The 13,092-nt window shown below is 62.8% G+C and carries 10 protein-coding genes; 7 read left to right on the top strand and 3 right to left on the bottom strand.

Going from position 1 to position 13,092, the window contains the following annotated elements:
* Positions 1-51: 51 nt before the first annotated feature.
* A complete protein-coding gene (locus HG718_RS00910) occupies positions 52-750 on the bottom strand; it encodes a hypothetical protein (protein WP_160586653.1) in 699 nt (232 codons plus the stop codon).
* 256 nt (positions 751-1,006) lie between these two features.
* Positions 1,007-1,297: a 50S ribosomal protein L28 gene (rpmB, locus tag HG718_RS00905; RefSeq protein WP_027839393.1), complete on the bottom strand. Its 291-nt coding sequence runs from the start codon at positions 1,295-1,297 to the stop codon at positions 1,007-1,009.
* A gap of 276 nt (positions 1,298-1,573) precedes the next feature.
* Here rpmB and HG718_RS00900 point away from each other — a divergent pair, with 276 nt between their 5' ends.
* The 4 genes from HG718_RS00900 to HG718_RS00885 all read left to right on the top strand — a co-directional run bounded on the left by HG718_RS00900 (position 1,574) and on the right by HG718_RS00885 (position 6,933).
* The gene (locus tag HG718_RS00900) at positions 1,574-2,437 is read left to right on the top strand and encodes a DUF3108 domain-containing protein (RefSeq protein WP_160586652.1); all 864 of its coding nucleotides are present in this window, start codon (positions 1,574-1,576) and stop codon (positions 2,435-2,437) included.
* 156 nt (positions 2,438-2,593) lie between these two features.
* The gene (locus tag HG718_RS00895; RefSeq protein WP_160586651.1) at positions 2,594-3,382 is read left to right on the top strand and encodes a DUF3108 domain-containing protein; all 789 of its coding nucleotides are present in this window, start codon (positions 2,594-2,596) and stop codon (positions 3,380-3,382) included.
* 54 nt (positions 3,383-3,436) lie between these two features.
* Positions 3,437-4,372 carry a DUF3108 domain-containing protein gene (locus tag HG718_RS00890; RefSeq protein WP_027839394.1) on the top strand — a complete coding sequence of 312 codons (936 nt, stop codon included), beginning with the start codon at positions 3,437-3,439 and terminating at the stop codon, positions 4,370-4,372.
* A gap of 170 nt (positions 4,373-4,542) precedes the next feature.
* Complete coding sequence (locus tag HG718_RS00885; RefSeq protein WP_160586650.1) at positions 4,543-6,933, top strand: PAS domain-containing sensor histidine kinase; 2,391 nt, start codon at positions 4,543-4,545, stop codon at positions 6,931-6,933.
* A gap of 10 nt (positions 6,934-6,943) precedes the next feature.
* Here HG718_RS00885 and HG718_RS00880 read toward each other — a convergent pair whose 3' ends face one another.
* Positions 6,944-8,212 carry an acyl-CoA dehydrogenase family protein gene (locus HG718_RS00880; RefSeq protein ID WP_160586649.1) on the bottom strand — a complete coding sequence of 423 codons (1,269 nt, stop codon included), beginning with the start codon at positions 8,210-8,212 and terminating at the stop codon, positions 6,944-6,946.
* Positions 8,213-8,600: 388 nt separating this feature from the next.
* On the opposite strand from HG718_RS00880, the gene HG718_RS00875 reads away from it, so the two are divergent.
* The 3 genes from HG718_RS00875 (at position 8,601) to fdxA (ending at position 12,643) form a co-directional block, all read left to right on the top strand.
* On the top strand, positions 8,601-11,663 hold the full coding sequence (locus HG718_RS00875) for a helicase-related protein (RefSeq protein ID WP_246240065.1): 3,063 nt from the start codon (positions 8,601-8,603) through the stop codon (positions 11,661-11,663).
* A gap of 6 nt (positions 11,664-11,669) precedes the next feature.
* Positions 11,670-12,092, top strand: a complete 423-nt coding sequence (locus HG718_RS00870; protein ID WP_205345618.1) for an RNA-binding S4 domain-containing protein — start codon at positions 11,670-11,672, stop codon at positions 12,090-12,092.
* A gap of 212 nt (positions 12,093-12,304) precedes the next feature.
* Complete coding sequence (gene fdxA, locus HG718_RS00865; protein ID WP_027839397.1) at positions 12,305-12,643, top strand: ferredoxin FdxA; 339 nt, start codon at positions 12,305-12,307, stop codon at positions 12,641-12,643.
* The last annotated feature ends 449 nt before the right edge of the window (positions 12,644-13,092 follow it).

Genomic DNA, 13,092 nt, shown 5'->3' with positions numbered 1-13,092 from the left:
TCAGGCCCAGGGACCAGACGAGGGCATCAGGCAAGGCATCAGGCAAAGCGATCAGGCACCGCCATACCCGGCGGCAGGCGGGATCATGCCACGCAGCGCATGGTAGATCACCAGCATCACCAGGGTGGCGAAGGCAACAATGCCGAGATGGGCCACGAACCGCTCCCCGAAATCACCGCCAAGCGCATCGTTGGCAAGGCCATGGAACAGGGCGGCAAAGGCAATACCGCCGAACAGCGGCGCCAGAAGCGGCGCCTTCCACCAGGGGCGACCCCGCACCAGGTCGAACACCACCACATTGATCAGCAGCCCGGTCAGCACCGACAGCACCACGGCAATGCAAAGACTCGTGTCGCTGACAGCCGCCAGGACGGGTGCCGGCAGAATGACATGAGCGTCCCCATAGGTGGCATATGCCCAGAAACCGGCAATCAGCCCCGTTGCCAGGGCAAGGCTGCCGAGGGTCACGGGCAGGCCGTAGCGGCGGCCCGTCAGATTGGCGACGAGGAACAGAGCCAGGATCCACACATGTGCCATGGTGAACCAGCCACCGGGTGTCAGGTCGACCCCCGTAACGCGGGCTGCACCGATAAGGGACACCGGCACGTCACGATCAAGGAACGCCAGAACAGCGACCGCGAGAAAGGCCAGGCCGGGCAGCACAAGCTGACCCAGAAACCGGAAAACCGCCGCAAGAATGCTGGGCTTATGATCCATAGACTGATGAAACCGGCTGTCTGCCATAACCATTCCACTCTCTCCTGTCCCCTGATGCCCCAGTCGAGACCTCAATTTCGGGAGAGACCTTGCAGCCTACATGCCAGCCGGGCACATCGCGAGGCCGGCAATAGCCGGATCCCGCACGCACATTGGTAATTGGCAGACGGTCTGAAGCCCGCAGCTAGGCCACCCCGAACCCGGCACCCCCCAAGGCAGCAAAAAGGGCCCGCCCCCGCGAAAGAGGACGGACCCTAATTGGTTAACGTAACAGCCGTGTGAGGCTGTCTTAGGCAGAAGCGGCCTGTGCCTTGGCCAGCTCACGCTTCATGCGGCGCATGTTGAGAGACAGGCTCTCTTCGCGTGCGGAAGCCAGGAACGCGTCCAGGCCACCCTTGTGTTCGACGGAGCGAAGGGCAGCAGCGCTTGCGCGCACCTTCACGTTCCGGCCGAGCTTTTCGCTGGACAGCGTCACATTGCACAGATTCGGCAGAAAGCGGCGGCGGGTCTTGTTGACCGCGTGGCTCACATTGTTGCCGGTCTGGACACCCTTGCCCGTAAGTTCGCAGCGGCGGGCCATGCCCATCTCCTGAATAATCAAACTAAGCGGATTGAGAAGGCGCGGGTATAGGGGGGAAGGCCCCGGTGCGTCAAGCCCGTGGCGCCGAAAACACCGGTAATTTTGCCCTCATACACGCAACGCCTCCCGTTCAGGCAGTGTTCAGGCGCACGAACCGTTAATGGCCGCTAACACCAGAACAACAGGCCCGCGCCGGACACCGTCCGTGCGCCGATAGGGCCTCAGGAGGGCGGCATGCAGCGTAATTGGCGATTCATCGCAAGAAAACCGGTTGAAATGCGGCGGTTTCCTTTTCATCTGGCCGCCATTCTCACGGCATTCGCAACACTTGGCATAGCCGGCATCACCCTGGCAGCCCCCACCCCGCCGAATGCCACCGGAGCAGTAACCGGCACAGGCCCCCGCACCCATCTGGATATCGTCATGGACGCACGCCTTGGCGGCCTCAAATTCGGCTCGATCTCCATGACCGCGGCCTTCGAGGGAGAGGGTTACGAAGCAAAGAGCGTGGTGCGGACGGAAGGCATCACTGACCATGTTTTCCGGCAGGTCTTTGATCTCACCGCCAGCGGTGGCCGCACCGATGACCTGATGCAGACCGCCCGCTACAAGGCCCGCAACATCGACCAGGACAATATCCAGCTCATCGATGTGGCGTATGGCCCGGACGGCGCTCCGCTGGTGGCCGCAGATCCGCCCTATGACAATTCCGACCGCGTAGCGACCCATACAAGCCAGTTGCGCAACACGGTGGATCCCCTGTCGGCCATGATCATCCCCATGGCCGCCCCGACCCCTGACGCCTGCGACCGCAAGATCCCGGTCTATGACGGCCGCCGCCGCTATGATTTCGTGATGTCGTTCGAACGGATGAGCACCCTGGAGGACGCCAAGGGCTATGAAGGCCCTGTTGTTCGTTGCAATGCCGTGCTGGTGCCGATTGCAGGCTACAAGCGTGAAACCATCCGCGATATGCGCCGCGACCCCATGCCCATCAGCGTGTGGCTGGCACCTGTGACCGGCGCCAATGCACTCGTGCCTGCACGCATTGAGGTTTCAACACCCCTCGGCACGCTGGTCGCCCGCTCCACCCGCTTTGAAGTTGCCACCGGTCTGCCCGCCCGCGCCTCGGCCAAATAAACCTCGCACGGCACCTCACCAAGGCTCAGGGACTGCGCCCGGGCCGCTTTGGCTGTAAAACGGACATTAATCCGCGCTATGGAGCATGGCGGGAGCGGGGAGACTGTGTGCTCCTCACGGGTCCAAGCCTCGCGGGGCACTGAACAAGGTAGATCAATGCGCATCCTGAATGCCCCGTTACACGTCTCCGCTTTTCTGGCAGCCCTGCTGGCAGCCCCTGCGGCACAAGCCGCGGTCGCGGTGGACTATGTAATGTATGTAGGCGGCGCAAAGATCGGCACGCTTACTCTTTCAGCCACACTTGAGCGTCAGCGCTACCAGCTCGAAACCCGCATCAAGACCGAAGAAGTAGCCGGCACCACGGAGGACGCGACCCTGACCCTGTTCGCTGCAGGCGCGCAGGAAGAAAACGCAGTGAAACCGCAGATTTTCACATCCGATTATGTGACCGCTTCCGGCCTGTCGAGCCAGTTGCAGATCACCTTCAACAAAACAGGCCCCGCCAGCGTGCTTGCCCTGCCCCCGCCCAAGCGCAAGCCGGATCTCCTGTCGGACTTCCACAAGAAAGGCGCCTTGGACCCTGTAAGCGCGCTGCTGGCACTGTCACCGGAGCTCTCAGCAGCATCCAAGGGTGCCCCGTGCGGCGCACCGGTCCCGGTTTTTGACGGATGGCGTCGCTTCGACATCACCGTCGCTTATGAAGGGGAAACCAATCTCGAGGCCGACGAAGGCTATTCCGGCCCCGCCCATAAATGTGAAGGGCGCCTGACCCCGGTTGCAGGTTACAGTGCGGATGCGATGACCCGGCTGAAAGAAGACCCGCAGCGGGTGGAAGTATGGCTAGCACCGCTCAATGCCGCCGGGTTCCTCGTGCCGGTGCGCATTATCGCGCCTACGCCCTATGGCGGCGCGGTGATCCGCAGCACCGAGATCCGCGAATACTGACGCAGGGGATTTGGCCCAAGGCAAAGCCCCTTGTCCGTTGAGGAGGCTTTGACCATGCGTGCCGTGCCAGCCTGTTCGTCCAACATTTCTGCAAGAAAAGCCTGTGCACTTGCCCTAACGGCATTTGTCGGCTTCGCGGCGCTCCCGCAGTCGGCCGCAGCCATGCCTGCGCCGGTCACGGAGACGCGGGGTACGAATGAAGCGGAAAGGCCGCAACCTGACGGCCCGACCATCCGCCTGACCTACGAGTTCTATGGCGCAGGTCTGTTACTCGGGACGCTGGAGACCACCGCTGTCATCTCTGACACGGATTACAACATCACCACCCGCGCTGCGACCGCCGGGTTGGCGGACAGCATTGCGGACGCCGAATTGGAATCCAATGCGGTCGGCCGGTTGACCGAGGACGGCCCGGCGCCGGAGCGGTTCCGAACCGCGTCAGACTCCCGGTTCGGCGCACGCGCCCTCGAAATGGTCCGCAATGGCGAAGGGACTTTCGACGTCAGCGCCGAGCCGGCCCTCGAACCTCAGCAGGCCGCTGCGCTGCGCTCGGGCCTTGCCATCGGCACGGTCGACCCTCTGACCGCAAGCCTTTATTCGTCGTTGCGCCCCGCTGACCGGGCCTGCTCCGAGCGGGTCAAGGTCTTCGATGGCCGCCGCGTATTCGCACTCGATTTCAAGCGGACAGGCGCTGAAGCACTCTCCGCGAGCAATCAGGCTGTTTATGAAGGCGACACCATTACCTGTGATCTCAAATATGTGCCCCTAGCGGGCCAGAGCCGCGAATGGAAGCTGCAGGAAGCCCGCGATCCCTCCCCGCCGATTAAGCTGTGGATGGCACCGTTCAAGGGCGCAGGCGGCAAACAGGACATTCTCCTTCCGGTGCGGCTGCAGCTGCGCACCCCGTTCGGGTCAGCCCTAGTGCACCTCACAAAGGCAGATATCAGTGGTGAGCCGATGATGCAGGCCAGCATGTCCCACAACCGCTAAGCACTCCGCGCTACGCCCGCTAAATGGCTGGAAACAAATATTTTTAGCGTTAGGCGCAGATTTACAAGTTCGATGGACAATCAGCTGGACGCAACCTGCCTGTCTTATGCCTGAACAGGCTGTGCCGCAGGGCTGCGTTCAACAAGGTTTGCCTTCGAGCGGAGTTCCACGTGGCCAACGGCCCCAAGCCCCTGCAGCTAGATCGCCTGCACTCCCGTGCGGCCACGCCGACCATGCATGGCGACGCGATCCAGCGGGCGATGTTCAACCGCATCATGAGCAATCACAGGGCGCTGCCGCTCCTGTTCCCGCTTATCGGTGTGTTGGTCATTGCCACGCTGACCACGACGGTGTCGCGGCCCGTGGTGCTGATGTGGGCTGTCGCCGTGGTGGCGATCTGGGCTGAAATCGCGCTGTTCTCGATGCGCTATTTCGCAGGCCGCCTGTCATCGGACCCGCGCAAGCTGAGCACGTCACTGGCCCTGCGCTACCTCAACGCCAACGCTGTCTGGTCGGCGATGCTGGTGATGTACTGGTCGCCAAGCAGCCAGGGGCAGGACTTCTTCCTGCTGCTGCTTTTTATCTCCCACCTGTCCGTTGCCACGGCCACCACTGCCTATGAGTGGCGCATCTATTTTGCCTGCACCCTGCCCATCACATCTGCGATCGCGGCAGCCTGCATATTGTCCGGCGACGGCATCTATTACGGCGTCGCGGCCCTCATCGTGCTCGTCTATCTGTTCATGCTCACCGTAGCGAAGCAGATGATCGCCCAGGCGGAGTCCGCCATTGCCCTGCGCCTGGAGCATGATGACCTCATCCGGGATCTGGCCAAGGCCAAGGCCGGATCCGACAGCGCCCTGCGGGAAGCGGAACAGGCCAATGAGCGCCTCAAGTCCAGTGAACGCCGCTTCCGCGCACTGGTCGATAATGCTTTTGACGGCATCGCCATCATTGATCCATCCGGCAACATAAAGTTCACCACCGATGCCGTGGCCCGCATGTTCGATGCAACACCGAGCCAACTGGTGGACTACCCGGCGGCCAAGCTCGCGACCGATGAATATCTGCCGGTGATGGAAAAGACCTTCTACGAATTGCTGGAAGCCCCGGGCAACAGGTCGGAACTCGCGGTCTGGGCCCGCACTTTCTCGGGCCGGAAGATCTGGATCGAGACGTCCGCCAATAACATGGTGGATGATCCCAGTATCGGCGGCGTCGTGATGAACGTGCGCGACGCTACCGAACGCATGAACACCGACAGCGAACTCCAGATGCATCTGAGCGTGCTGGAGAAGCTTGCCACGAATGCCAGCATGGAAGACGTGTTGACCGGTCTGGCCGAAGCGATGGAAGCGCTCAAGCCGGGCATGCGAGCCACTGTTCTTCTTCTCGACGACGACAACCGCTTTCATGTGGCAGCAGCACCCTCAATGGCGCCGCTCTACCGCGAGACCTATGAGGGCATGGTGGCCGACAGCGACGCCGGTCCGTGCGGCCAGGCAGTCGTGAGAGATCAGCAATTGATCATGGCCAACGCATCCACCCATTGGGCTTTCAAGGGGCGCGAAGCCATAGCCGAGGCTTTGGACGTTGGCGCGGCATGGTCGCACCCCATTCATGCCCGCGACGGGCGTGTGTTGGGCGGGGTCACCATGATCTACCGCCGTCCCGGCAGCCCCAGCAGCGACGACGTCAATTTCCTTGAAGGTGCCGCCAAGCTCGCCGCGCTGACCATCGAGCGCCGCCGCGCCGACCAGCGTCTGTCCGAAGCCCTGCGTGCTGCCGAGATCGCCAACCATTCAAAGAGCCAGTTCCTGGCCAATATGAGCCATGAGCTGCGCACGCCGCTCAACGCAATCATCGGCTTCTCGGAAATGATCCGTGAGGAAATGTTCGGCCCTGTCGGCGCGCCGGAATACAGCAAATACATCGGTGACATCCATTCATCCGGCCGCCACCTGCTCGCGCTCATCAACGACATTCTGGACATCTCCAAGATCGAGGCCGGCCAGTTCGAGCTGGATGAGACGTGGATCGACCTGGCGACCTCGGCCGCCTGGTCAACCGATCTGGTGCGCCACCGCGCTCACGAAAACCACGTGACCCTGACGGTTGAAATCGACGATGCCCTTGAACGGGCCTTCGTGGATGAGCGGGCAATCAAGCAGATCCTGCTGAACCTCCTGTCCAATGCCACAAAGTTCACGCCCGCAGGCGGAACGGTGACGCTCTCCATGCACCCGGACCCGGCATCGGGCGATCTGCGGATTGCTGTGTGCGACACCGGCATCGGGATCGAACCCCATCTCATCAGCAAGGTTATGGAGCCCTTCGGACAGGCGGAAGGCCCCATGGCCCGCAGCTTCGGCGGCACGGGCCTTGGCCTGCCCATCACCAAGTCGCTGACCGAACTACACGGCGGCACGCTGGCGCTGGACAGCACGCCCGGAGAGGGTACCTGCGTGACCATCACCCTGCCGGAATGGCGCCTGCGCGCCACCAGCCCCGACAGCCCCGCGGATGATGATCCGCAGGGCCTCGAGGCACGCACTGCCTGAGTGCGGCGGGTTACTTGCCGATAAATCCGAACAGGTGACCGCCAACCTTGCGCATCTGGATCTCTTCCGAGCCCTCGGTGATCCGGTACCGGCGATGGTGGCGATAGATGTGCTCGAACGGCTTGTGTCGTGAATAGCCGATACCCCCATGCACCTGCATCGCTGTATCAGCAGCCTGGCACACCAGCCGGTTTGCCCGGTAGTTGCACATGGATACCTTGTCCGACAGAAGCTTGGCGACATCCGGCTTGGCCATCTGGTCCATCTGCCAGGCGGTCTTGAAGATCAGGGTCCGGATCATTTCGCAATCCGTATGCAGCTCCACCAGCGGGAACTGGATGGCCTGATTGGCTGCAAGCGGCTTGCCGAAGGGTTTGCGCTCCTTGGCATACCGAACGCTTTCGTTCACGCAATACTGCGCCGCGCCCACGCTGGAGGCTGCCTGCCGGATGCGGTTCTCATGCACGAAATGCTGTGCCAGTTGAAGCCCGTGGTCGATGCCGCCCAAATTTTCATCCGCCGGCACCCACACGTCTTTGAACGCAATCCGCGGATGGTCCGTCGGCATGTTGAAGGTCCACAGATATTCCTCGATCTCGACGCCCGGCGCGTCCATCGGGACGATGAAGCACGTAATGCCCACCGCCGACCCGTCATCGCCAGAGGTGCGGGCGAACACGAAGTCATGGGTCGCCACATGAACGCCCGTGTTCCACATCTTCATGCCATTGATGAGATAGCCGTCCACGCCGTCACGGGTCTCCGGCGTCGCACGTGTCTCCATCCAGGTTGCATCCGACCCATGGTCCGGCTCGGTGAGGCCGAATGCCACCCGGACGGATCCATCCAGCGTGCCGCCGAGGTATTTTTCCTTCTGCGCTTCAGTGCCGAAGTCCCGGAACATCAGCGCCGTCGGGAAATTGCCGACGATGGAGCTTTCATTCTGAAGGTCGTTGTGCAGACCCAGGCCCTTGGCTGCCAGGTGCTCGCGGATCACCGCCATGCCGAGATTGGTGCCATCCTGACCGCCATATTCCTTCGGCAGCGCATAGCGCAGGTGACCCGCCGCGTCAGCGCGCCGGCGCATTTCCCCCAGAAGCTCTTCCCACTCCTCGCGCGGCAGGCCCTGATTGTCCCAATCTGTCCGCGCATGCTCGCGGCGATGATCGAAGAACCGCTCATTGTCGTCCTGCGCCTGCAGCGGCTTGATTTCCTTGTCGATGAAGTCGTCAAGCACGGCCAGATAGTCGGTGATCTCCCTGGGGATGGTGAAATCCATTATGCGTCTCCCTGATGCCGAAGGGTCTGTGCCTTCGGCGTTTGCTGTTGTCGGTTTCACAGCAAGTCTAGACTCGGGTCTTGCGAAAGGTCACCCGCCCAAATGCCTTCACGGCCCGCGAAAACCCGTTAACGCAGGGTCACCGGTGCATGCGCACAAGGTGCAGGCCCTGGCGTCCCACGCACCCGGGAGCCGCAACATCTAGCGGTGAACGAACCGGGAATAGGCGCATGTCAGTGATTCGGACGCCCTTCGTTCACGGGTTGGTCCGTTTCGTAAATCGACTGCCCGATCTCCCTTGGAAAACAACGCAGAATTCACCTTGCCAATCAGGTGGGCGAGACCCAAGGTGCGCGCCGTCATGGCCCGCCGTTCCCAGCCCACGCGTATGATGAGTTCGACCGCCAGCCCGCGCATGGACGCGGATGCCCGCGTCTGGGCCCTGCTCGGCCCGACCAATACCGGCAAGACCCACCTGGCAATTGAGCGCATGCTGGGGCACGAAACCGGCATGATCGGCCTGCCGCTGCGGCTGCTCGCCCGGGAGGTCTATGACCGGGTGAAAGACCGTGTGGGCACGATGAACGTCGCGCTGATCACCGGCGAAGAGAAGATCATCCCGGATAATCCGCGCTACTGGGTGACGACGGTCGAAAGCATGCCTGTCGGCGTGCCGGTGGATTTCCTAGCGGTCGATGAGATCCAGCTCTGCGCAGACCCTGAGCGCGGGCATGTCTTTACCCAGCGCCTCATGCATGCCCGCGGCGAACTGGAGACGATGTTCCTGGGCGCCGACACGATCCGCGGCCGCATCAAGGACCTGGTGAAAGGATGCCGCTTTGAGCAACGGCCCCGCTTCTCCGAACTCACCTATGCCGGGTCGAAGAAGATCTCCCGCCTGCCTCGCCGCTCCGCCGTCGTCGCCTTTTCCTCCGACCAGGTCTACGCCATCGCAGAACTCATCCGCCGCAATCGCGGCGGGGCGGCTGTCGTCATGGGTGCCCTGTCGCCGCGCACGCGCAATGCCCAGGTGGCGCTCTATCAGTCGGGCGATGTTGATTTCATCGTCGCAACCGACGCCATCGGCATGGGCCTCAACATGGATGTGGACCATGTGGCCTTTGCGAGTCTGGAAAAATTCGACGGCCGCCACCACCGCGCCCTGACCTCAGCTGAAATCGCCCAGATTGCAGGCCGTGCCGGCCGCTACATGAATGACGGCACCTTCGGCGTCACCGGCCAGGCCCCGGCGCTGGACGAGGAGCAGATCGAGGACATCGAAGAGCACCGCTTCGATCCTGTTCGGATGCTGATGTGGCGCAACAGCAACCTCGATTTCGCGTCGCTCTCGCACTTGTTTGACAGCCTGGACATGCCGCCCCCCGCCAAGGGTCTGATGCGTGCGCGCCACGCGACAGACGCAGCCGCTTTGGCGCTGATGGCACGCGATCCGCGGGTCAAACCGCTGGCAACCGGGCGGGATGCCGTCGAACGCCTGTGGGAGGTCGCCCAGGTCCCGGATTTCCGCAAGGTGATGATCGACGAACATGCGAGCCTTCTGGCCAACATCTATGATCATTTGATGCGCAATGATGGCGCCAGCCCAGGACGCATCCCGGAAGACTGGTTTTCCAGCCAGACAAAACGCACCGACAGGACCGACGGGGATATTGACACGCTCGCGTCGCGTCTGGCGCATATACGCACCTGGACATATGTGGCCAACCGCGCGGACTGGCTGGAAGATCCTGTCTATTGGCAGGGCGTCACGCGCGCGATAGAGGATAGGCTGTCGGACGCATTGCACGAGCGGTTAACGCAGCAATTCATCGACCGGCGGACGAGTGTGCTGCTGAAAAGACTGCAGCAGAGAGAGGATTTGATGGCGTCAGTAAGCGCAGAAGGCGAAGTGATGGTGGAAGGCGAGTTTGTCGGCCGCCTGGCAGGGCTGGTGTTCGTGCCCGACCCGCGCGCCGAAGGCGTTGACGGCAAGGCCCTGCGCGCTGCCGCCGACAAGGTCGTGACTGGCGAGATCGAAGCCCGCGCCCGCCGCATTGCCGCAGCCGAAGACACAGCCTTCGAGTTGACCGAGCATGGCCGCATCATGTGGGAAAGCGCCGCAATCGGCCGCCTTATCGCGGGGGGCGATCGCCTCTCGCCGAAGGTGGAACTGACATGCGGCGAAGAATTGCAGGCTGCCGACCGCCTGGCCGCGACCCAGCGGCTGGAGAAGTTCGTCGAAGCCCATATCGCCAAGGTACTAGAGCCGCTGATCAAGCTGCGTGATGCCGACGACGTGACGGGCCTAGCCCGCGGCGTGGCCTTCCGCCTGGTGGAAGCGCTGGGCGCCATCCGTCGGGACGAGGCCGCCGATGACATCACAGCCCTCGCTCAGCCGGACCGCGCCATGCTGCGCAAATACGGCGTGCGCTTCGGGGCATTCTCGATTTTCCTGCCGGCATTGCTGAAGCCCGCGCCCGCGCATCTGATCCTGCTGCTGCACGCTGTCTTCGGATCCGGCAACGCCACCATCGACCTGCCGACACCGCCTGCGCCGGGTCTCACCTCGGCCCCGACAGAAGACAATGTGCCGGACTTCTTCTATCCGGCACTTGGCTTCCGCGTGTGCGGGCCTCGGGCTGTACGCCTGGACATGCTGGAACGTCTGGCCGACGCCATCCGGCCCAAGATTGCTGCACGCGCCGAACTGGGCCATGGCTACGGCGGCGCCGGCTTCGTGGCGGACGCCGACCTGATGTCGCTCGTGGGTTGCTCCGGCGAGGCCTTTGATGGCCTGCTTGCCTCGCTCGGCTTCAAGCCGCAGACGATCCGTGTAAAGAAAATGCCGGAAGCAAAGCCCGTGGAAGACGCGGCTCCGGCAGCAGATGCTCCCGCCGAAGCTGCCCCGGACGCCAGCGGAGAGGCAACCCCGCAGCCGGCGTCCGACCCAGGGGAAGCAAACCCACAGGAAGCAACCCCACAGGAAGCTACCGGGGCGCCCGCAGCCGAGGAAACCGCAACTACAGAGACAGATCCGACGGCCAAGCCAACTACGGCAGAAAACGCTGTTTCTGAAACCGAAATTGCCGCAACGGACGCTGCCGAAGACGCATCAGAGACCGCCGCCGCTGATGACGCCAACGCCGATGATGATGGCATGGAGGAGATTGTCCTCTGGCGCCCGGTGCGCAAGAACCGCGGCCCCCAGGGCCCGAGGAGCCGGGCCGCGGATGGCGAACCCAACGCGCGGACCGGTGGGGGCGGCAAACCCGGCGGCCCGACCCGCGGCAAAGGCCCGCGCAAGGGCGGCAAGAAAGGCGGCCCAAATGCCGGCGGCAAGGGAGGCAACAAGGGTCCCCGCCAGATGTCTGCCCGGCCGCCTCGCTCGGACAAGCCCGTGGATCCGGACAGCCCGTTTGCTGTTCTCAGCCAGCTCAAGAACAAGAGCTGACCACCCTTGGCCGCGCAAAAGCGCTCTCTGCCCCTTCCCGAAGCCGTGCCTGAGGCCGGTGGCGAGAAGCAACGCATTGACCGCTGGATGTGGTGTGCGCGCTTCTTCAAGACCCGGTCCCTGGCCGCGAAATTCGTTGCAACAGGCAAGGCACGGGTGAACGGCACCCGCGTGGCAAAAGCGGCCTTTCTGGTGAAAGCGGGGGACATGATCACCTTCCCTCTGGGGGACCGTATTCGCGTTGTGGAAGTAACCGGCTTCGTGGAGAAACGCGGGTCGGCGACCATCGCGGCGACCCTCTATGCGGATCACAGCCCGCCACCGTCACCTAAAGAAGGTAAGGCGTCCGCGGCCCACAATCCGCGCCCTGATGCCGCACCCGATAGCCGCGACCGTGCCCGACTCCGGCGCTTGAAATCACAAGGCTGACGTCTGATATCCGCGCCAAGGACCGCAGGGTGAGGCAGGCAGCACATTGCCCAAAACCCATACGGGAACTGTGAAAACCTGCCTTCTCCACAAGGGGTTGCGAGGCGGGCCAACCTGTTCGTATAAGCGCACGCAATTCTCGACCCGGGCTGTCGCGGGCGGTTTGAGGGGGATCCGCCCTCGTCCGCGTCGGCCAACTGGAGCTCCGCCGAATGACCTATATCGTCAACGACCTCTGCATTAAGTGCAAATACACCGATTGCGTGGAGGTGTGCCCGGTCGACTGCTTCTATGAGGGCGAGAACATGCTGGTCATCCACCCGGATGAATGCATCGATTGTGGCGTTTGCGAGCCGGAATGCCCGGCAGAAGCCATCAAGCCCGATACCGAAAGCGGGCTCGAGAAGTGGCTCGAGGTGAATGCCAAATATGCGGAGGTCTGGCCGAACATCACGGTCAAGAAGGACGCGATGCCCAATGCCGACGCCCTGGCGACCGAAGAAGGCAAGTTCGAGAAGTATTTCTCCGAAGCCCCCGGCGACGGTGATTGAGCTGCCCCGGATTCCCTCGGAGCGGGCTTCTGTTAACCATCTTTGTGATGGCCAGAGGCCCCAAAACGGCGTCCTGACAGCGATTTAAGCGGCTTCCGCAGGCGGAAGGTCCCCGCACTGACTTTATTTTTCCCCGTTTTTAAGGTAGGGTGTGGGACTGCCGTGGGGAAAATAACCCTGCGCGTGCGCCGGATATGCCCTCAGGCTGCCGGCTCACGGCTTAAGGCGTATCACTGTCTTCGACGCGGAATTGCCGTTTAGCAGGCGTTTCTCCGGGCCAAACCTGCTCCGCCGGGAAATCGTCGACCTGCCAGACCCCGCGTATGTGAAGCCGGTGCCCGTCCTGTTCGCACCTGACCCTGGCCCGCTGGGTCCAGACCTCGTCTGGCCCGGCAGGGGACCTTGTTGCGGCAACCTGACGTGCTCCGGACGTCGCCTGAGCCATTTGT

It is taken from the genome of Pyruvatibacter mobilis (assembly GCF_012848855.1).
Classification (GTDB): Bacteria; Pseudomonadota; Alphaproteobacteria; order CGMCC-115125; family CGMCC-115125; genus Pyruvatibacter; species Pyruvatibacter mobilis.
This window is presented reverse-complemented; position numbering and strand designations above follow the sequence as displayed.